Origin of the sequence: uncultured Caldilinea sp., from assembly GCF_937128415.1 — a bacterium.
Classification (GTDB): domain Bacteria; phylum Chloroflexota; class Anaerolineae; order Caldilineales; family Caldilineaceae; genus Caldilinea.
Genome location: NZ_CAKZMJ010000007.1, coordinates 70,848 through 92,356 on the forward strand (window position 1 = coordinate 70,848; position 21,509 = coordinate 92,356).

Below are 21,509 nucleotides of genomic sequence, written 5' to 3' on the forward strand. Positions count from 1 at the left end.
GTTTTTCGCGATCAGCCAGGACGTTTATCCTCGCCGACAAACTTCATCGAAATCCGAAAAATCGGCGAATCTTCTTCCTGCCTCCCCGGCAATTGACAAGCCGGCTTCGCTCAGGCCAGAATAAGACGCTATGGCCTACACGCTGAGCGATCCCTTTCGTTCCCTGCGCGTTGTGTTGCGACTCTGCGGCGCCGCCAGCCTCGCCACCGGCACATTTTTTCTCCTCTGGCCCCCCTCATCCCTGATCGAATGGATGGGGCTTGGCGTCGGCCCTCTCTGGCCGCTGCGCCTGGCCGGCGCAGGGTTGCTCACCTTAGGGCTTTTTTACCTCCTCGCCTCCGGCGAACGCACGATCGGCCTGTCTGCGTTGGCGACCTGCGCCCTGGGCAATGGATTGCCCGCCGTGCTGGTTGTCGTCGCCTATCTACAACGCGAGATGGCCGCTTTCTCCTGGCCTGCCCAGGCCGCCATGCTCATCCTCTTCGTCATCTGGCTGATCGGCGCCGTCGCCCCCTTGCGCTTTCTGCGCGCTCCCTATCGAGACTAAAAACAGTACGACGCGGCGCCCCAAAAAGTTGCCGGAAAAACGCTCTCCTTTCCTTCGGGCGGAGCTTCTCTTCCGCATCTCTGCGTAAGCAAAATATAATGATTGTACACTTTCTCACGTCGGGCAGAGGGAAAATGCAGTTTACTATAGATGTTTCTTCCTCCTCCTTTGTGTACAGAGGGCGATGGGCGCACCCATCGCCCTCTGTCATTGAGCTGCCGATTTTCTGTTTGCATCCCAGGTCAAGATAGCTATAATGTTGGCAACTGCAACAGACCCATCCATCCTCTTCGACGCAAAACCTGTATGAGCCAACGACAACAAGCGATCGATTTCTATCATGCCCTCTGCACCACCGGCGCCATGGCGCAGGAGACGTGGGACGTGCTGTTGCCCGGTCTTTCTGCGCGCGGGCTGGTCTTCGGCGACCGCCCGCTGACGACGGTGCTGCGCCCTCTGTTTCACACCGGCATGGATTGGCACTATCTGCGCTGGCGCAGCACTGTGACCTTAGGCGTCTTTCGCAAAATGGCGGAGGCGATGCTCGCCGACCCGGAGCTGCGCCGCCAGGTGCGTCTCACGCCGGAGGAGGAGACGCTGATTCACATTCCCACCGGCTTCGACGCGATCCTGCCCACCGCCCGCCTGGACAGCTTCTTCACCGTACGGGATGACGGAAGCTACCACCTCAATTACGTCGAACTGAACGGCGAAAGTCCGGCCAGCATGGCCTACAGCGACGTGCTGTGTGAGCTGTTTCTGGAGACGCCGCTCATGAAGGCGTTCGCCGAACGCTATTATGTCGAGCCGCTCGATGTAGGACGGCGCAGCGCGGTCGATGCCCTGTTGCGCATTTACTACCAGTGGCGCGGCAATCGCAGTAAACTGCCGGACATCGTCATCGTGGACTGGAAGGGTGTGCCGACGACAACCGAGTTTCATCTGTTCGTGCGCTACTTCGCCCGCTACGGCGTCACCGCCACCATCTGCGACCCGGGCGAGATGGAATTTCGCGGGGGCGTGCTCTACGCCGACGGTCGACCGGTGGACTATGTTTATAAACGGGTGTTGACCACCGAGCTGCTGCAGCGCTACGGGCTCAATCATCCGATCATCGATGCGCTCAAGGCAGGGGCCATCTGCATGGCGAATCCATTCACCTGCAAGCTGGTGCACAAAAAAGCCAGCTTCGCCGTGGCCTCCGACGAACGCAACGCCCATCTCTTCACGCCCGTCGAGCGCGAGGCCATCCGCCAGCACATTCCGTGGACGCGCGTGGTCGAGGAGCGCACCACGCTTTCGCCGGAGGGAGAGACGATCGACCTGCTGCCCTGGGCAAGCGAGCACAGGGAACGACTTGTGCTCAAACCGAACGACGAATATGGCGGCAAAGGCGTGCTGATCGGCTGGGAATGCGAGCAGAGCGAATGGGACGCCGCGTTGAAAGCTGCGCTGGAAGAGCCGGCCATTGTGCAGGCGCGCGCCGTGATCGCGTATGAAGATTTCCCGGCGCTTCTGCCCGACGGCTCGCTGGACATCAGCGGTCGGCTGGTCGATTCGGATCCTTTCATCTTCAACGGGGACACGATCGATGGCTGTCTGGTGCGGCTGAGCAAAGTGACGCTGCTCAATGTCACGGCGGGAGGGGGTTCGGTCGTTCCGGCCTTTATTGTAGATAAGAAAGATTGAGAGGAGCAAGGGAAAAGTGTAACAGCGCAATTGGTTGAAATCCTTCAGCTCGCTTTGCGTCTCTGCAGCGAAATTGAGCGTTTCGCCTTAGCAGGGAATTCTGTCTCCAGGATGCCATCTCCCATCTCTGTTTTTGGAGCCGAACCCTATGTATCATCCCTCTTTGAACATCGGCATTGAAGAGGAATATCAACTGATCGACCCCGAGTCGCGCGAGCTGCTCGGGTACGCCACGCAGTCGATGTCGCGCGAAAAGATGGTGGTCAACGAGCGCACGCCGACCACCGAGCTTGCAACGTTGATCCGGGAAGGCGCCGTCTCGGTGGGCACGCCCGTCTGCGCAGACATCAACGAGGCGCGCGAAAAGCTGCTGCGCGTGCGCGAGCAGATGCTGGAGCTGGGCGTAAAGGGCGGCTTCAAAGTGGCCGGCGCAGGCACCCATCCCTTCAGCCGTTGGGAAGGTCGCGAGGAGATGCTGGCGCAGTTCCGACAGATGGCCGAGGATGCGCAGATGGTGGCGCGGCGCATCCTCGCCTTCGGGCTGCGGGTGCACATCGGCGTGGAAGACCGCGATCTGGCGATCGATGTGATGAACACCATCCGCTACGTGCTCCCCCACATCCTTTGTTTGAGCACGAGCAGCCCCTTTTGGCTTGGACGCAACACCGGCCTGAAAAGCTACCGGTCGGTGCTGGTCGATTCTCTGCCGCGCACCGGCATCCCCGGCGCTTTCTCCAGCTACCATGACTATCGCACCTATGTAGACACATTGCTGCGCACGAACAGCATCCCCGACCCTCGGCGCATCCTATACGACGTCATGCCCCATTATCGCTTCCCGACGCTGGTCTTTCGCATGTGCGACATGATGCCTTCCGTGCGCGACGTGTTGGCGGTCACCGCCTTGATCCAGGCGACGGTGGCCTGGATGGTGGATCTGCGCAAGCGCAACCTTTCCTTCCGGCTGTACGAGCGCACGCTGATTGCGGAGAACAAGTGGCGCGCCGTTCGCTACGGTCTGGACGGCAACCTGATCGATTTTGGCATAGAGCAGCAGTTGCCGGCGCGTGCGTTGATTCAAGAGCTGCTTGAACGGGTGGAGCCGCTGGCGCGTCGGCTTGGCTCTTGGTATGAACTGCAGCACTGTTACACGATTTTGGAGCGCGGCAGCGCCGCCGATCAGCAACTGGCTATCTGGCGCGCAAGCGGCGAAGACCTGCGCAGCGTGGTCGATTTTTTGATTGCAGAAACGGAGAACCTGGCATGATCCGGCCATCGCTCACGATTGGAATCGAAGAGGAATATCAGATCGTCGATCCGGAGACGCGCGAGCTGCGTTCATTCATCACGCAGTTCATTGAGGGCGAGCGCGTGATCATGGTCGAGCGCGAGATCAAGCCGGAGCTGCATCAGGCCATGGTCGAGATGGGCACGCCGGTCTGCCGTACGGTCGAGCAGGCGCGCGAGGAGCTGATCAAGCAGCGGCGTTTCATCGTCGATCTGGCGGGCCAGAAAGGGCTGGCCGTCGTGGCCGCGGCGACCCATCCCTTCAGTCGCTGGCTCAGCCAGCCGGTCACGCCGCTGCCGCGCTATAAAGGCGTCCTGGAGGAGATGCAGATGCTGGCGCAGCGACTGCTCATCTTCGGCATGCACGTGCACATCGGCATCGAAGACCGCGCCTTCGCCATCGACACGATGAACGTGGTGCGCTACATGTTGCCGCACGTGTTGGCGCTGAGCACGAGCAGCCCCTTCTGGTCGGGTCGCAAGACCGGGCTGAAGAGCTATCGCTCCGCCGTCTTCGCCGACTTTCCGCGCTCCGGCACTGCGGAAATCTGCCGCACCGTCGCCGACTGGGACAATCTGGTCGGCACGCTGGTGCGCACCGGCTGCATCCCCGACGCCAGCAAAATCTGGTGGGACTGCCGGCCCCATCACAAATACCCGACGCTGGAGTTTCGCATCTGCGACATCTGCACGCGCGTCGATGAAGCGATTGCGATTGCGGGCCTCTTCCAGGCGCTGGTGCTCTGGCTCTGGAAGCTGCGCCAGCGCAACATCACCTTTCGGGTCTATCGCACCGAGCTGATCGACGAAAACCGCTGGCGCGCTGCCCGTTACGGCGTCGACGGCAAGATGATCGACTTCGGCAAGACCGAAGAGCTGCCCACGCGCGCGCTCATCCGCGAGCTGCTCGAGATGATCGGCGAAGAAATCGATGAGTTAGGCATTCGATCCTTCCTGCGACCGATCGAAGACATTCTGATCCACGGCACAAGCGCCGACCGTCAGTTGCGCGTCTTCGACGCCAGCGACGGCGATCTGAAAGCCGTCGTCGATCACCTCATCGCCGAAACGAAAGAAGGGTTGTAGCGCAAACTTATCCTATCGGGTCGCTGCATTGGAAAGTGTGGGGAAGAGAAGGACGCTATGAAACTCTACGATGACAGGGCGCTCGCCGAGCTCGCTGAACGCGTCTCCGCCTGGGAGCAGGAGGCGCTGCGCACGGCGATGGCGCGCTTCCCGGAGCGTCACCCAGAGTTCAGCACGATTTCCGGCGTGCCGATCGACCGCGTCTATACGCCGCTCCACAACGCCAACGCCGACTACGGCCAAGACTTGGGCATGCCCGGCGAATATCCCTACACGCGCGGGGTGCACGCCACCGGCCATCGCGGCCGGCTGTGGACCATGCGCATGTTCGCCGGCTTCGGCACTGCGGAAGAGACCAATCGACGTTTTCGCTATCTGCTCGAACAGGGTCAGACCGGTCTCTCCATCGCCTTCGACATGCCCACGCTCTACGGCTACGACACCGATGCGCCGGAAGCCGAGGGCGAGTTTGGGCTGTGCGGCGTGGCCTGCTCCTCGCTCGCCGACATGCAGATTCTGCTCGATGGCCTGCCGCTCGCCGACATCACCACGTCGATGACCATCAACAGTCCGGCGGCCATCCTTTGGGCGATGTATATCGCTGCGGCGGAAAAGCGGGGCGTCCCGCGCGCCAGGCTCGGCGGCACCTTGCAGAACGACATTCTTAAGGAATACATCGCCCAGAAAGAGTTCATCTTCCCCCCGCGGCCCTCGATGCGGCTGGTGACCGATACGGTTGAATTCGCGGCCAGGCAAATGCCGCTCTGGAACCCGATCTCGGTCTCCGGCTATCACATTCGGGAAGCGGGCTCCACCGCCGTGCAGGAGCTGGCCTTCACGCTGGCGGACGGCTTCGAGTATGTGCGTTGGGCGTTGGCGCGCGGCCTGGAGATCGATGAATTCGCCCCGCGCATCTCTTTCTTTTTCAACGCCCACAACGATTTCTTCGAGGAGATCGCCAAATATCGGGCGGCGCGACGCATTTGGGCGCGCGAGATGCGCGAGACTTTTGGCGCGCGCAACCCGCGCTCGTGGATGCTGCGTTTTCATGCACAGACGGCCGGCGTAACCCTGACGGCGCAGCAGCCGCTCAACAATGTGGCGCGCGTGGCGATTCAGGCGCTGGCCGCGGTGCTCGGCGGCGCGCAGAGCCTGCACACCAACTCGCTCGATGAAGCGCTGGCCCTGCCCAGCGAGGAGGCGGTGACCGTCGCCCTGCGCACCCAACAAATCATTGCGCACGAAACCGGCGTCGCCAACACGGTCGATCCTCTGGGCGGCTCCTTCTTCGTGGAGGCGCTCACCGACGAGATCGAGCGCCAGGCGCGCGCCTATTTTCGCCAGATCGAGGAGCGGGGAGGCGTGCTCTCCGCCATCGAAGACGGCTTCTTCCAACGCGAGATTGCGGAGGCCGCCGTGCGTTTTCAGCGCGAGGTCGAGAGCGGTCGCCGCGTGATCGTGGGCGTGACCGACTTTGTCAGCGGCGAACAGCCGACGCCGCCGCTGCTGAAGATGGACGTCGACGGCTATCGTCGGCAGGTGGCGCGGCTCAACGAAGTGCGGCGCAGCCGCGACAACCGCGCCGTCAGCCAACGCCTCGCCGAGCTGGCGCGCGCCGCCCGCCATGAAGACGTCAACCTGATGGCGCCGATCCTGGACGCCGTCAACGAATACGCCACTTTGCAGGAAATGATGGACGTGCTGCGTGAGGCATGGGGCGTCTATGAAGAGCCGGTGATCCTGTAGAAAACGCAGCGATCCTGTACAATAGGATGGATGGACGCTTTTCTCAGCTTTCACGCATCCGGCTTCTGGCTGGCGATGGCGCTCATTCTAGGGATCGCCGCGCTGAGCGCCAAACCCTATCTGCCTTCGGCTGCACAGCCCTTCCTGATGCCGGCGTACTGGGTCTTGACGCCCTATCTGGCGCTGATTGCGGGCGGCGTCTCTCCCCGGTTGATGGGGCTCGCTTCCATCAACTGGGCGGTGAGCCTGCGCATTGGCGTGGGGCTTGCCTTGGGATTGCTTGCCTTCGCTTTGCTGGCGCGCGCGGCGTCGACATGGACGGGCGCTTCACCAGAAAAGAGAGCCGCCCGCCCAGACCTGGGACAATGGCTGGATTCTCTGGGGCTCATCGGTCTATGTGGGGCTGAAGAGTTCTTCTGGTCTTTTCTGCGAGGAGCGCTTGACGAGCTTTTTGTCACACTTCCAATTGCACTCGATGCGCCGGGATATTGGGCGGTGTGGCTCGCCGCGTTGCTGGCTGCGCCGATGGCTGCGTTCCATCAACCTACGGCGCTCCATCGCCTGGTGAAGCTGGCCATCCTGGCGATGACCTCCATCCTCTTTTTCTACACGCGCAATTTCTGGCTCTGCTGGGCGCTGCACGCCCTAAGTTGGACGCTGATGATTCACTCTGCGAATGGCGCAATGCAGCGAGCGGAATCTACAGAAAAGAGCCGCTTAAAATGAGCGCCGGAGATTCAAACGAAACAATCCGTTACGTAACTTTTTCAACAGGTTTCCCCGTCACATCATCATGTTTTACATCCCTGTCTCCTGGCGGCGGGCGGCGACCGAAGGTTCTCCCATCAGAACCTATAAGAAGAAGCCAATCAGAATGATCGCCGCAAAGAGCGCCACGGAAATTATAAGAAGGCGGCGCAGATCGGCGAAGACGAATCCATATTCCGTTCGCCAGTCGACCTCTTCTGCAAGGCGCTGCGCCGCTGCGCCGGATGAAGCCACAGGCGCAGCCTCCGCCGCGCGCGCAGCCGCCTGCAGCAGGTTCTGCTCGCTTTGCTTGTAAAGCTGACTGTAGTTGCTCGGATTGGCGGCGCTCCTGCCCTTGACGGGGCGTCGTGTCTTGCTGGGCGTCATATTGCGTTCCTTCGATTCTCTAATTCTATTGTTGGACATCTGTTCAACCGATCGGCACGGCGTTTTCAGCGGCCGTTCATCCCTATTTTACCCCATCCGGCAAGTTCCCCAAGTCTTCGCCTGCTTTGTCTGCACATGCATCCGTCTGATATCCAACCCGCCCGTTTCAGGATGATATTCAACATCCTCTCACTCCGATCGCCGAAGGCGCTGCCAGAGTCCAGGCGAGGGTGCAACCACAAAGACGCCAAGGCGCAAAGGAGACTCAAAAGCGAGGGAAAAAACGCCAAATCCCCGCGTTTCTTGGCGTCTTTGCGCCTTTGTGGTGATATTCGCACCCGGCCGCCAGGCCGATGGCGGAAGCGAAGCAAGGGGCGGGGGAGAAAAGCGAGCGATTGGAGACGTCCGGTTGCTCAAAAAGGGCGAGCATTTTCTGCGCAACGCGCGTTATTGAATCAACGCAAGCCGGGCGCGGACAACCGCCGCCAGAGCGTGCGCCTCCGGCAGCCGCAGCGCGAAGAGTGCGCCGGCGTACACCGCCAGGCCGACGCCACCCGTTGCGACCACCGTGAGCAATGCGCCGCCTGCTCCTCCAGGCGCCCAACGCTCCAGCAGCGCAGCAAGGACAATCATGGCGCCTGCCATCGCCGCGCCGGCCAGCGAGATCAGGGCGAAGCCGGCCAGCGTCTGTGCGCCGAGTCGCCCAACGACCCGCCAGAGCAGGAACACCATGATGGCGGCGTGGCCGGCTTGCTTGGCCGTATCCGCCCAGACCAGGCCGAGAAAACCCATGCGTTGCAGCAGCGCCAATGCGACGACGGCGTAGATCAGCACGCTGAGCACGCCCACCGCGGCGGGCAGCCAGGTGTTGAAGCGCGCATAGAAGGCGAAATTGAGCGGGAAGTCGATGGCGGCGAAGAGCATCCCGATCAGATAGACGTTCAACGCGCGCACCACCTGCTCGGTGTCGATCGGCGTGAAGGCCCCGCGCTCGAAGAGAAGCCGGGTGACCGGCGTCGCCAGCACCCAAAGCGCCAACGCCGCCGGCAAAACCAACATCCACACCATGCGCAACCCGCGCGCCAACGTCTGGCGATAGGCGCGCTCGTCGCCGGCGGCGAAGTGCTGGCTCAGCCGGGGCAGCGCGGCCAGCGAGATCGCCACGCTGATCAGCCCGAGCGGCATCTGCTGTAGCGTCGTGGCGTTGGCCATCCAGGCGATGCTCTGCTCCCCTGCGCCGCTGGCCAGGCGGCGATCCAGCCCCACCTGAAAGAGGCTGACGACCAGCCCGGCTGCAATCGGCAGATAGAGCCAGAAGATGCGTCGCAGCGCAGGGTGGCGCCAGTCGACGCGCGGACGGATCAGCAGGCCGGCGCGACGGGCGTCGAAGGTCATGAGCGCCAGTTGCGCAAGGCTGCCCAGCAAAAGGCCGACCGCAAGACTGAAGACGCCGATCTGCGGCGCAAGCAGCGGCGCAGCGACGACGATGCCGAGGTTGAAGATGGCGGTGGCGAGTGCAGGCGCCGTGAAGCGTTGCTGCGCATACAGAACCGCCATCATCACGCCCGCCATCGAAAGGAGCCAGACCACCGGCGCAGTCCAGCGGATCAACTGCGTGGTGAGCTCCAACAACGCCGGCTCCGAGGCGCGAAAGCCGCCGGCCAGCAGATGGGCCAGCAGCGGCGCGGCTAGCTCCAGCGCAATGACGAGAGCGGTCAACAAGACGACGAAGAGCGCCAGCAACGCAGCAACCAAGTGCGTGAACTCGCGACGGCCGCGGCGGGCGTAGTCGCTGAGCACGGGCACAAGCGCCGCGCTCAACATGCCGCCGACCAGGAAGTCGTAGAGCAGCGTCGGCACCTGCGCAGCCACGCGGAAGGCGCTGACCTGACCGGTGGCGCCGAAGAGCGCCGCAATCACCATCTCGCGCAGGAGGCCGAGCGCCCGGCTGACCAGGCTGCCGATCGCCAGCAGGCTCGCCGAGCGCGCCAGCCCTTGCGTCGCTGCAGGAGAAGGTTCCTCTGAAGGGGAGGGTTCGTTGCCGGTGTCCACCATCACGCCATGACGGCTGCACGCGGGGTCATAAACTCGCGCGGGTCGGTGCGCAGGTCGATGGCGTGGCCGGCCTCCAGCTCCTCCAGGAAGCGCGTCGCCGACATCGCTGCGGCGCACCCCTGGCCGACGCTGGTGGCGACCTGCTTGAAGACCTTGTCCTGGATTTCACCTGCAGCAAAGACGCCCGGCACATTGGTGCGCATCTTGCGGTCGGTGATCAGGTAGCCGTCTTCGTCCAGGTCCAATTTGCCGTGGAAGAGGTCGTTGTTCGGGATGTGGCCGATGAAGATGAAGACGCCGTCGGTCTTCAGCTCCCCTGCTTCGCCGGTGACGGTGTTGCGCGTCTTGACGCCGGTGACCGTCCCGTTTTCGCCGAAAATTTCGGTCACTACGGTGTTCCAGATCACCTCGATCTTCGCGTTGGCGAAGACGCGATCCTGCAGGATTTTGCTGGCGCGGAACTTGTCGCGGCGGTGCAGGATGCGCACGCGGCTGGCGTAGCGCGTCAGAAAGAGCGCCTCTTCCGCCGCGCTGTCGCCGCCGCCGACGACGATCACATCCTTGCCGCGGAAGAAGAAGCCGTCGCAGGTGGCGCAGTAGCTGACGCCCTTGCCGGTGAACTCCTTCTCGCCGGGCACTTCGAGGTAGCGCGGCCGCGCGCCCGTGCAGAGAATCAGGGCGCGGGTCTGATATTCGGCGCCGCTTTCGGTGCGCACGAGGAAGGGATGGCGGTCGAGCACAAGCTCGGTGACGTAGTCGAACTCGACGCGCGTGCCGAATTTTTCCGCCTGGGCCTTGAACTTCTCGACGAGCTCCGGCCCGCTCAGGCTCTCCGGAAAACCGGGGTAGTTCTCGATATCGTAGGTGATGCTGACCTGGCCGCCATATTCGTTGCCGGTGATCAACAGCGGCGAAAGATTGGCGCGCGCAGCGTACAGCCCGGCGGTGAAGCCTGCCGGCCCGCTGCCCACGACAATCACGTTTTCAATCTTTTGTGTATCGCCATGACCATTGGTCGTCGTCATTTTGCTCTCCTTTATCGCTTGCACTTTTCCATCGGGTCGTTGCTACATTTTCTGTAGCGCAGTATAGATGGAAGCGTATCACAGGCCAAACAGCGGCGACGGTAAGGCGCATTTCACGCTAAGGCAAATCGGAGGGAGACTCCATCCGTCCCTACACCTGACAGCGGTAGCGAGTTCGACTGACGATGAGGTCGCTCACGCGCGCCAGATAGGCCGCCATGTGCGCGGAGTCCCAGTGCGCCTGCAACGCGTCGTCGTCGACATACTTTTCGACGAGAATCACCTGCGTTTCGCTTTCGACGGGCACGTAGACCTCAAAGTTCAGGCAGCGGCCTTCTTCGAGCGCCAGGGAGCGCTGTGCGTGGGCGCGCGCCAGCTCCACAAACTCATCGCGACGGCCCGGCGCAATTTCCAGGAGAACGACCAATCCTGTAGCCATATGCACATCCTTCCATTCATGCATCTGCGATCAAAACGGCGTTGCGCCGCCGAAATAGAGTCTTTTTGCTGTGAAGCCTTGCGGTGCGCTCTTGCCGGCGAAGGTGCAAAAAAAGAGCGCCCGCGGCTGGATTTGAACCAGCGACCTAGGACTTAGGAGATCCTCGCTCTATCCTGCTGAGCTACGCGGGCAACTACTGCTGTAGGATACCATAGCATAGCCCGGCGAAGTCGTCAAAGCCTTGGGCGTCATGCAAGGCTGTTGAGGCGCAAAGTCGATCACCGCCGCACCCAGGGCAGATGGATGCGGTGCGGACCGACGACAGGTGGGGGCAGGCCTGCGCCTTGCACCCGCAGCGTAAACTGCTGCTCCGCCTCGTCTCCCTGTGCATCGACGACGCGCACCCTCACAGGGAATGCACCTGCCTCGTTCGGAACGCCGTAGAGATAGCCGGTGGCCGGGTCGATGGTCAGCCAGGCGGGCCCCTGCGTGAGCTGATAGACGAGCGTCCCCTGATCCGGGTCCGTGGCGTTGGCGTTGTAGGCGAAGGGCAGCTCCACTGCGCCGAAGGCGGTGCGCGGGCGGGAGAGAAATTGCGGCGCAGCGTTCTCATTCTGGCCCGCCACGATGATCTCGAACGACTGCGTTGCAGCGAATCCCTGCGGGTCTTCGGCGCGCACGCGCACGGCGAAGCGACCGGGCTGGGCCGGCGTCCACGTCAGCACCCCGCCGTCTGCATCGATCTGCATGCCTGACGGCGCTTGCTCAAGCGCGTAGGTCAACGGCGACAGCGCGTTGCGCTCACCCGTGGGGTCGGGGTCATAGGCCTCGGCGTTGTAGGAATAGCGCCGCCCCACCTTCGCCGTCGTAATGGGCTGTGACGTAAAGAAGGGTGCATGGTTCGTCCTATTCTCAAAGGTCAGCATGGGCAGATTTGTGAAACCGCGCAAAAATTGCGGCTCATAGTGCACGCGGAAATGCACTTGATCGCCGTCAGCGCGCAGCGGGTAGACGTTTCCCAGCGGGTCAAAGAGATCGACCGGGCCGTCGGCGCCGTGCAGCGTCGCCTTCACGTCGCGGTTCGCCTCGTTGCTCCAGATCATCAAGATGGTCTCATCGCCGTTCTTGAAAAAGTGACCTTCCACGAAGCCGGGCGTCTCGCTCACTCTGCTGTGGTGCGTTGCAGTCTGCAGATGATCGGCCAGGGCGCGCACGGCCAGAGCGCGCTCCGTCAACCTGCGCGCCGGGTTTTCCTGCGTATCGAGCAGCTGCTGATCGTAGTTGTAGCTGAAGAAGAAAACCTTCTCCGCACCGACGGCCAGGTTGCCGGCGACGGTCTTGGCGGGCGAGAGCAGGGGCACAGCCTCGCCTCCGCGGAAGTAGCTCGTCTCGTTCGCAGGCCAGTGGATGCCCCCGCGCAGGGGAGAGAGCGCCTCGGTGTTCCAGATCGTCCGCGTGATCCCATAGCGCAGCATGGCCTGGCGGTAGGTTTCGATAGAGCCGCAACAGCCGTCGGGAGAGAGCGCCTCGCCGTCCCCCTCCTCAAGATAGTGCACGCTCAACACGTCGAAGAGCGCCGGGTCTGGCGTCTGTTGCTGCGCCTCTAGCAGCGTGCGCAGCGCAGCCGAATCGCCCTGGTAGAAGTCCGCAGCCAGGATGCGCGTCTGCGGCTCCACCTCGCGCAGCGTCTGCGCCACCCCGCGCAGGAAGGTCGCGTAGAGCGCAAAGTCGCATGGACTCCACCAGCCGCAGCCGTCGATCTCGTTGCCGACGATGTTACGAAGATTCGGTCACAAATCATCACCGTGCGCCAGCGCCACCGCCGTCTCCGTGAGCAGGCTGACGCGCTCCCAGAAGGCGTTGGCCGCGTCTGGCTCAACCGGTGCGAACTCGGCTAAGGACGCAAGGGCGTTGCGCAGCGTCGCCGGGCAGGCGGGCGGACGCGAGGGCGCAATCTGGCCCGGATAACAGGCGGCGAAAAAGTGCGGCCAGTCGAAGCGCCAACCCGGATCGGCCTTGCCGCGGAAGCCTGCAATCTGTTCATGGCCGAGCACGGCGTTGGCGTCGTCGAGCGCCGGATAGCAACGCCGCAAGTGCGCGACAATCGCCTCCAACGCAGCGTACTGCGCCTCGCTGAACGGAAAGAGATTGCCATTGAAATTGACCAGCTCGACGCCGATCGACCAATCGTTCAACCCCTCCCAGAGCGTCTGGCCGTCGCGCCAGCGGCTGACGCCCGCATGCCAGCCGCGCAGCGCCGTTCCTTCCCAACAGGGCACGCATTCGTAGATGGTTCCGTCCACATCGACGACGAGATGCGCAGCCGCCTTGCGCGCAGGATCGGTGAAAATTTCGAGCGTGCGCACCCGGTCGACGGCGGTGTAATGGAGCACGAGAAAGCGAACGTCGATCGGACGGGGGTCGTAGTTCGGGGAGTCAATGCGATGCGGGGCGTCCATGCGTTTTTCCCATTAAAATTCTGAACAGGCGGATTCAATGCCACGGGCGCCGCATGGCTCCTCGACCTACAGGGAGCGCAACGAGCGCCAGCAAGGCGAGCGCAGCCAAAGTTCTGGCATGCGGGTTCATCTGCACCGATGCGGTCATGGCGGGAAGCGCGCGCAATCTCGCCAACTGTGGAACGGGGAATGGCTCGACGGCTGGCGCAGACGTCTGTGTCCGCAGCGCTGCAAGCATCGCCTCCGGCGCTTGCACGAACTCGACGAGCGTGCGATTGAACCACGCCGGCTCATCCACGAAGACCAGATGCCCACTCTCAGGGCGCACGATCAGCCCGGCGTTGGGGAAGTTCTCCAATGCGACGTAGGCGGCGGAAAGCGGGATGATGCGGTCGCGCCCGCCCCAGATGAGAAGCGTCGGCGCTTGAACGGCGCGCATCCCCTGGCGGAGACGCTGCACCTCTCTGCGGTCCAGGCCGAAGAGGCTGGCGTAGGCGCGTAAGAGGCGCAGGAACGCCGCCTGCGCTCCTGGCAAACTCGCCATCGCAAAGGCGCGATCAATGTCATCTTCCTCGACGCCGGCGGGATCGGCGACGCATTGGCGGATCGCCTGCGCCGTGCGAGCTCGGCTCGGTCTCGTCAACAGTTCTCCCACGCCGGGAAGGGTCATCAGGCGCAGCGACCACGCCACCTGGTGCGTCATGCCCGCAGGGGCGATCAACACCAGCGATGAGACCATCTCCGGCCAGCGCATGGCGAACTCCACGGCCACGGCCCCGCCTAGCGAAGAGCCAACCAGCGTCGCCCGCTCCATGCCGACCGCCTGCATTACGCCTCGCACCGCCGCAGCCAGCATTCTCAAGGGATCAGGAGGGTAGGGGGCCGGAATGGCGGAGCGACCGCAGCCGGGAAGATCCAGCGCGAGCATGCGATGCGTCCCTTGCAGATGCTCGAACTGCCTGCGCCAGACGTCGACCGCGCCGCCGATGCCGTGAATGAAGACCAGATCCGCTCCAGTTTCGCCTTCCAACCAGTAGCGAAGCCGCAGGCGTTCAATCTCGACAAAGCGATCTTCAGGCAATTTCATATCCGCCTCCGTGCAACGGGCTGCATCTCATTTCAGTGTAGCCAGATGCAGCGCCTGAATTCAAGCACGTTTGACGGACGTTTCTCCTGCAATTTGCTGCGTTATTTGATCTCGACTGCAACCGCCTGAAAGGCGTCAACGCCGTCCTCGGGGCGGAGCAACGGCAAGCGTTGGCCGCTCTCCGCATCGTACAATCCGATGCTCAGACGATACAGCCCCGGCGCCGCATCGTCTGGGATGGTCAGGCTGTAGGCGTCGTAGAAGGCGACGCCGGGCAGCCAGCGATCGCTGGGGTAAAACCCTTGCAAGGGCGGCTGGTCCCGCTGCGCAGCCAGTTGTCCATCCGGCGCAAGCAAATGGATGAAGACCGTGTAGGACTTGTCCAGCCGTTGGGAGGGCCGCCAGCGCAGCGTCACCATCTGCTCCCCTCGTCGCCAGGGCGCTGCGCCTACGTCCACTGCCAGCAGATCAAGCCCCTGAGCGAACGTCGCCAGCGGTTCGAGAGATTGCGTCTGCACCGCCTCCTGCCCCACGACCACGTAGCCGACGCTCTCCACGCCGCCGAAGGGAGCGAGCGTCTCCGGATCGTAAAAGCTCACCTCCAGCCGATAGACGCCCGGCGGCGTCTGCGGATCGAGCATGAGGCGATGGCCGTCGGGCCACATGATGCCCTCGGCCCAGGCGGAGGTGGGGGAGCCGTAGGGCCAACCCTCGCTGCGCGCCGCCTCGAAACCTTGCGCGTCCACCAGACGCACCAGCACGTTCAGGTCTCGTTCAATCGCTCCACGCTTGAGCAGATAGAGGGTGGCGACAAACGTCTCGCCTGGCGACAGCGGGCGGTTCGGCAGCTCGACGCCGCCCAGCCGGATGGCCTCGTTCCACTCCGCCACCCCGGAGAGCCAGAGCACACCCTCCCCCGGCAAGGGAACCGGCGTGAAATCGTGCGTTCGGGCGTAGTCGATGAAGACCTGTTCCAGCTCGGCGTCGTCTTCCTCGAAGTCGGTCAGCACCGCGCGCGGGGGGTGTTGCGCAAGCAGGGCCTCCAGCTCTGTTGCATCGACGAAGCCAAAGCGGGCGCGCTCGGCGGGAGAGACAAGGGGCGCCACCCGCCATGCCATCGGTCCGGTCACCAGCTCCGGATAGATGGTTGCGCCGCCCTCCAGCGCGTAGATCGGCGCTAACGTCAGAATGCGTCCACCCTCCGTGAGCCGACCGATCCCCTGGCTGCGCTGGTGAACCTTTTCCGGGCGCCATTGTGCAGGCTGCGCTAAGGTCGTCACTCCCTCCGCATACTGGACGGCGACGAACGGAACGCTCGCAAGCGCAGCTGCGCCGAGCAGGGCGCCCGTCCAGCGCTGTCGGCGAGGCCACGTCGCTGCGCTGAAGAAAACGCCGAGGAGAAACACCGGATAGAGCACATAGTAGTACTGAATCTGCGACGGCGTGGGGCTCATAGCGCTGAAAAGCGCGAGCGGCAGCAGCAGAAGCGTCATCTTCAGTGGAATCGCCATGCGCGTGCGCAGCCGAGGCAGCGCCAGAGGCAGCGTTATGAAAAAGAGCAAGGGAAGCATCAGATTGACCGGCTTTTGGCGTAGGACGTCGCCAAGGTAGGCCAGCTTCGCCAGAGGCGTCATCGATGCTGCGCTTTCCCTCGCCGCATAGTAGAGCGGATTCAAACGCAGGTTGTAGACGACATTGCCGAAGAGAAAACCCTCCGGCGCCACCCAGAGCGCCCACCAGACCGGCGCCAGGCCGATCAGGCCGCCGAGCAACAGCCAAAACAGCGCCTGCGCCCGCGCCCGCCATCCACCCTCGACGCCCCAGAACCAGAGACCTACGGCAAAGGCCGGGGCCAGAAAGGCGTAGCTCAGCCGGGTGGCCGCCGCCAGGCCAAGCAGCGCGCCGGCGACGGCCGTCCACGCGGCGGTGCGCGCGTTCATCGAAGGAGGCGACGAGCGAGAAGGCTGAACCGCCTGCAAAAATGCCGCCAGGCTCAATAGCGTCAACATCATGGGCAGGTCGTGGTTCCAGGCGCGGCCGCTGGTGTGCACAAACATCGGCGCGGCCATGAGCGTCGCCACGCCCGCCAGCGCATAGCCGAACCTGGCCCCCCTTCGGCTGTACGGCGCATAAACAAACCCCAGCCCGAAAAGCAACGCCAGGCTAAGCCAGCTGCTCGCCACAGAAACGAGCCGGGCGGTCAGCAGGAAGCGGTCGAACACGGTGAAAAGGGCGGCGTTGAGCAGCGTCTGCGCGGGCACATGAAAATACGGGAAGTCAGCGTAGGGGAGCAGCCCATAGCGCGCCATCAAGACTGCGCTGGCGACGAACTGATGCTCATCGTGGTTGAGGCCGCGACGCATGTTGAGGCCGAGCAATAACACAAAACATGCAACAAGCGTCAGCGCGACTCCGCCCCACACCGGCCATTGCGTCAAACGCGTTGGTCGTCCCTCAAAAGGACTCGCCATAGGATCTTCTTATCTTGTTTGTGAAATGACCGGCAGATACACGAGGCTGGACCGACTGCGCAGACCCGTCGCAGCTACATCGCTCTCGCCGTCCGGCGTAATGACCTGCAACCAGTAATACAGAGGCCCTTCGGACGGCGCTGCGTCGTCGATCAGCCAGTGGAGAGAAGAGGCAATCTGCACGGCGCTTTGAATCTCCCCGTTCACGCGCTCGGCGGCGCTGCGGTCGAACGTAGGGCTGCGCCAGAGCGCCAACCGCCACCCCGGCTGCAGGTTGCGCGCCGTCCATTCGACGCGCACCTGTCCCCCTTCGACGCGATAGGCGTCGAAGCTGCACAGGCCGATCGGCCCGTCGTCGGCGCCTCCGGTTGGCGTCAACGCAGCGCCGCTGGCTCTCCAGTTGGAGCGGTCCACACCGGGCGCGTCATCGGAGATGCGCTCCCAGTAGGCGGCGCCGGACGTCGCCTGCAATCGCTCGATCCCATCATAGCGGACTTCATCGACCAGCAGATAAAGCGTTTGACCGATGGAAGCGTTCACGGCTGGCGCCAGCAGGCGCAAAGTTCCGCCTCCGGTGGGAACGCCCGTCAGCAACGGTCCTGAGACGCGCCAGCCGGCCGGGGCCGTTCCGGCTCCGCACACCGCAGCAGGCGATCCGGCTACGAGGAGCAGACGTCCGCGCGGGGCCAGCGTCGTCGCAGGCGGCAGCCAGAAATTGACCTCCGGCAGGAGCCACGTCGCCGACGCATGGGCGGGAGCGTAGAGAGCGATCGCCTCATCGGTGCGGTTGGTCAGCTCGATCCACTGGACAGGGCTGGAGGCCTCGCCCAAGAGGCGCACTTTGCTGATGACGACAGGGGCCGACAGAGGGGCGTTGTTGGCGGCGTCGGGCGAACTGGCCTGCGGCGTGAAAGCGGCGCTCCCGTCTTGCAGGATGGTTCGCCCCAGGCTGTCGGCGTGCCATGGCGCATAGACCTGGACGCGCTGTGCATAGCCTGCGAAGCGATTTCCTCGCATCACGGCGGCAAGCGTCACTTCGCCCGGCCCTGCGCCAAACTGCAGTGGACGCGTGAGCTGGGTCAGCGCCACCGTTCGATAGCCGCCTGGCGCAATGGCGACGCCTGCGGGAATCCGAGAGACGTCTCCTACGCTCGCGCCATAAGCGAGAGCGGACGTCCAACGGTCGGTCAACACCCAGCCGCTCAGATCGACTGAATAAGGCATCGGGTTATACAGTTCAATGGCGCGCAGCGCCTTGCTGGTTGGGTCGAAAATAAATTCGTTCAACGCGATCGGCGCAGGGTCGTCGGCGCCGGGCGAGCCGCCCTCCGCAGTGCTGGCGCGCCAGCTCGACGGTTGATTGGGGTCGCCGCCTGCGTTCGGTTCGATCGGCGCCAGCGACTTGCCCGCGCCGTCCGCCTCGACCGGCCATCCGTTGCGGTCGCTGTACGTGACCTGCAGGATGGCGCGGCCAAAGGCGTCGTTCACCTCGATGGTCTCACCGCTGTTGCTCAATTGCCCGCTATACTTGCCGTGCGCCTCCAAGTTGTAGCGCGCGGCGAAGCGCGCCGGATTCTCCGCCAGGACGACAAACTCGCCCGGCGCCAGCTTGAAACCGACGGGGAAGCGGTATTCGATGCCGTTGGCGACCTGCACGTTGCTGAGGTCGAGCGTTGTGTTCCCTGTGTTTTTGAACTCAATGAACTCCAGCTCCGTTCCTGGAACCGCGCCCCAAGCGGGTGGATTGTACATGATCTCGGTGATTTTGAGGTCGCGCGTGGGCGGCGTCGCCGGCGGCCCCACCACAAAGTGCAGCGGCTCCGACCAGTGGCTCCAGCGGCCGGTGCTGTCCATCATGCGCACGCGCACGCGACAGGCGAATCCCGGCATGCAGACCCCCTGCGGAACCCGGAAAGGCGCAAGCTGCGTCATCACGGGCGACGTCCAGCCGCCGTCGATCTCATAGCGATTCGGCGCATCGGCGGAGTAGCCGGGCAACCCGGGCCAGACGACCTGCGCCGCGCGCCACTGCACGCCGGCGAAGGCGTCGCCCTGCGGGTCGGCAAAAGCGCTGGCCGTGAAGGTCAATGCATCGGCCGGATAGCCGGCCGGCCCCGTGTATGCGACGGAAGGTTTGGCCGGCGCGCCTCGGTCGGTGAGCAGGGTCTGATCGATCCAGGCCATGCGGCTGCGCGCCCAACTCTTCATATAGGCCATCATGCCGCGAAAGTCGCCGGTGGGGGAATATTTATAGAATTCTCCCCATCGCGCACGGTCGTCGATCACATAGCGCGAGACCAGAATCGGGTTGTAATCCCACAGCGCGCGGTCGGCGTCCACCATGCTGGGGCCGTCGGCGGGGGTGTCGATCAGCGCTGCAGCTTCATCGATGAGCAGGTCGATCTGCTCTGGGTTGAAAAGCAGATCGCGCAGCTCGCGCAGCGCGTTTTGATACTCTTTGTTGAACTCGGCGAACGGCAGCACGCGGTCTCGGAAGGGCTCGTTTCCCCGGCCGAAAAAGCGATCCGCCCAGGTGAGATCGGTGTCCCATGGCCAGATCGACCAGCGGCCATCCTGCGGGTCGCGAAAATAGTAATAGTTCTTGCCCTCGTCGACGTCGTAGTGGCGCACCGCCTCCAGCGCCGCGCGGAAGCGATAGTAATTTTCCAGGTTGAAATGGCTGCGCCACCAGCTCTCGCCTTGGGGCTGGCTGTACGCCTGCATGAAGGCCGCCAGGTCGGAGCCGTCGGCGGGTTGGTCCAACCCGTGGTTGTCGAGGTCGCCGAAGCCATCCTTCATTTTGTATAGGTTGCCGTCGGGCAGGTCGCGCGCACGCAGGAAGCGACGATCGATTTCCTCCACCGCCAGATACAGCCCCCAGAAATCCCCTTCATATTGATTGGCGGTAATCTCATTGACGCCGTCGATCACGCGGAAGTGCACAAAATGCGACGCCGGCGCCGGTACGCCCATCATCGAGAAGATGCGCAAGGCGAGCGACTCGAAGACGCCGTGCTCCCCGCGATAGCCGCGGTTGGCGTGTTGCATGCCGCTCGATAGATTGAGCTTATCCCAGGAGACCGGATAGGGATTGCCGAAGTTGTCTTTTGCAACCAGACGATGGCCCGGCAAAAAATTAAACTTCCATTTGTTCTTGCCGGTGGCGTAGCGGTACACCTGGCCGCGCGCGCGAAAACCGATGTGGTCATAGACGACGCCGTCGTAGACGAACGTGCCGCGCCAGAGATACTCGGTTCCCATGTAGCCGCTTGCGCGCGTCGAGGGTGGAATGAACTGCGCGTCGGCGACGTCGGCGGGGTTGGCGATCAGGTGATAGATGGGCAATGGACGCATCCGGTTGAACCGATAGACCTGCTTCGGATCGCCCTGATGCGGGTTGACGGCGGCGTACCACAACACAGGGCCGTCGTTGACAAAAAGGGCGAAGTTCGGCTGCGGGTCATCCGGGAAAGGCGCCGTCACGCTGCGGCCGCCGTTGTCGACCGCCTCGATGCGATAGCGAATCAGGTGGCGATGGCGCACGATCGAGGCGGGCAAGGCGAAGGTGTAGAGATCGTCGCCACTCTTCTGCATCTCGTAGGCCGTCCACTGGGTGGCGTACTCGGGGTCGGTGATGCGAATGTAGCCCCCCGGCGGCACGACCTGCACCCAGAGCGTCACGCGGCGCACGCCGTCGCCGTCGACAACGCGTGCGCGGATGGAGACCGCATCCCGCGCCGTAGGCGCCTGCGGCGTATGCTCCACGCTCAACAGGAGAGGCGGCAGATTGTCCACGACGCCCTGGTTGGCGCGACCTGGCGTCGGCGCCATCGCCCGCCAGGCTGCGCCCAACGCATTGTCTGCGCTCGGGTTCAACAGCCCGATCGAGCGCTCGACCCCATAGCCGACGATCGGCCAGGGGAAACCGACGCCGTATTCGACGCGATCGATCTCTTGGGCGCGCGCATCGCGCAGGATCACGCGATCGCCGTCGTTCGAGAGTCGCCCTCGAAACGGTCCCAGCGCACGCACGCCATAGGAGCGCTCCAGGAAGGATGGGTTGATGGCGACGACCAAGTAGCCGCCCGGTGCGATCACGGAGCCGGAGGGGAATTCGTAGTCCACGCCGCCGGCCAGCGCCCAACCGGAGAGGTCCACAGGCGCAGCGCCGCCATTGTACAGCTCAATGAACTCATTCCAGGAGCTGGCCGGCGAGGAATCGTAGTGAATCTCGTTGATGATCACCGATGAAGTCGCCGCCGGCCCCACCGGTTCGTCGTCTTCCGCCCGCAGCGGCGGCGCGCCCAGCAGCGGCTGCAGCGCTATGATCAGAATCAACGCCAGGTGCAATTGAACATATTTCTTTGTGTTTTTCGGAATTTTTGCCAGGGAATTTTCAAAATTCATTGTGTACTCTGGAGAGACTCAAAAAATGAACGCATGTCGAACTTTGGCGCGCTGACCGAACGCAGCTATTATAGCGA

At 63.3% G+C, this 21,509-nt stretch carries 15 protein-coding genes and 1 tRNA gene; 6 read left to right on the forward strand and 10 right to left on the reverse strand.

The annotated features are described in order from the left end of the window. The first annotated feature begins 130 nt into the window (after positions 1-130). The 6 genes from Q0367_RS01195 (at position 131) to Q0367_RS01220 (ending at position 7,081) form a co-directional block, all read left to right on the forward strand. The gene (locus Q0367_RS01195) at positions 131-547 is read left to right on the forward strand and encodes a hypothetical protein (protein ID WP_297640830.1); all 417 of its coding nucleotides are present in this window, start codon (positions 131-133) and stop codon (positions 545-547) included. 306 nt (positions 548-853) lie between these two features. Further along, complete coding sequence (locus Q0367_RS01200; RefSeq protein ID WP_297640832.1) at positions 854-2,236, forward strand: hypothetical protein; 1,383 nt, start codon at positions 854-856, stop codon at positions 2,234-2,236. A gap of 148 nt (positions 2,237-2,384) precedes the next feature. After that, positions 2,385-3,503, forward strand: coding sequence for a carboxylate-amine ligase (locus Q0367_RS01205; protein WP_297640834.1), 1,119 nt, complete (start codon positions 2,385-2,387; stop codon positions 3,501-3,503). Further along, positions 3,500-4,609 (forward strand): carboxylate-amine ligase, encoded by a 1,110-nt coding sequence (locus tag Q0367_RS01210; RefSeq protein ID WP_297640836.1) that lies wholly within the window; start codon positions 3,500-3,502, stop codon positions 4,607-4,609. The genes Q0367_RS01205 and Q0367_RS01210 overlap by 4 nt, the downstream gene beginning before the upstream one ends. A gap of 57 nt (positions 4,610-4,666) precedes the next feature. Further along, complete coding sequence (locus tag Q0367_RS01215) at positions 4,667-6,355, forward strand: methylmalonyl-CoA mutase (protein WP_297640838.1); 1,689 nt, start codon at positions 4,667-4,669, stop codon at positions 6,353-6,355. A gap of 30 nt (positions 6,356-6,385) precedes the next feature. Beyond that, positions 6,386-7,081, forward strand: a complete 696-nt coding sequence (locus tag Q0367_RS01220) for a hypothetical protein (protein ID WP_297640841.1) — start codon at positions 6,386-6,388, stop codon at positions 7,079-7,081. Between the two features lie 126 nt (positions 7,082-7,207). On the opposite strand, the gene Q0367_RS01225 is transcribed toward Q0367_RS01220, so the two are convergent. The 10 genes from Q0367_RS01225 to Q0367_RS01270 all read right to left on the reverse strand — a co-directional run bounded on the left by Q0367_RS01225 (position 7,208) and on the right by Q0367_RS01270 (position 21,375). After that, a complete protein-coding gene (locus Q0367_RS01225) occupies positions 7,208-7,489 on the reverse strand; it encodes a hypothetical protein (RefSeq protein ID WP_297640844.1) in 282 nt (93 codons plus the stop codon). Positions 7,490-7,936: 447 nt separating this feature from the next. After that, positions 7,937-9,544 carry a murein biosynthesis integral membrane protein MurJ gene (gene murJ, locus Q0367_RS01230; protein WP_297640892.1) on the reverse strand — a complete coding sequence of 536 codons (1,608 nt, stop codon included), beginning with the start codon at positions 9,542-9,544 and terminating at the stop codon, positions 7,937-7,939. Continuing rightward, on the reverse strand, positions 9,544-10,569 hold the full coding sequence (gene trxB, locus Q0367_RS01235) for a thioredoxin-disulfide reductase (protein WP_298980674.1): 1,026 nt from the start codon (positions 10,567-10,569) through the stop codon (positions 9,544-9,546). Before trxB ends, murJ begins: the two co-directional genes overlap by 1 nt. Before the next feature lie 151 nt (positions 10,570-10,720). Then, on the reverse strand, positions 10,721-11,008 hold the full coding sequence (locus Q0367_RS01240; protein WP_298980675.1) for a putative quinol monooxygenase: 288 nt from the start codon (positions 11,006-11,008) through the stop codon (positions 10,721-10,723). A gap of 117 nt (positions 11,009-11,125) precedes the next feature. Continuing rightward, a tRNA-Arg gene (locus tag Q0367_RS01245) sits at positions 11,126-11,199 on the reverse strand. Positions 11,200-11,286: 87 nt separating this feature from the next. Continuing rightward, the gene (locus tag Q0367_RS01250) at positions 11,287-12,705 is read right to left on the reverse strand and encodes a putative Ig domain-containing protein (protein WP_298980676.1); all 1,419 of its coding nucleotides are present in this window, start codon (positions 12,703-12,705) and stop codon (positions 11,287-11,289) included. A 93-nt stretch (positions 12,706-12,798) separates the two neighbouring features. Beyond that, positions 12,799-13,467: an N-acetylmuramoyl-L-alanine amidase gene (locus tag Q0367_RS01255; protein ID WP_298980677.1), complete on the reverse strand. Its 669-nt coding sequence runs from the start codon at positions 13,465-13,467 to the stop codon at positions 12,799-12,801. Positions 13,468-13,501: 34 nt separating this feature from the next. Next, positions 13,502-14,554, reverse strand: coding sequence for an alpha/beta fold hydrolase (locus tag Q0367_RS01260; RefSeq protein WP_298980678.1), 1,053 nt, complete (start codon positions 14,552-14,554; stop codon positions 13,502-13,504). 101 nt (positions 14,555-14,655) lie between these two features. After that, positions 14,656-17,025: a hypothetical protein gene (locus Q0367_RS01265; protein WP_297640855.1), complete on the reverse strand. Its 2,370-nt coding sequence runs from the start codon at positions 17,023-17,025 to the stop codon at positions 14,656-14,658. Positions 17,026-17,034: 9 nt separating this feature from the next. After that, on the reverse strand, positions 17,035-21,375 hold the full coding sequence (locus tag Q0367_RS01270; protein WP_298980679.1) for a lamin tail domain-containing protein: 4,341 nt from the start codon (positions 21,373-21,375) through the stop codon (positions 17,035-17,037). Between the last annotated feature and the right edge of the window lie 134 nt (positions 21,376-21,509).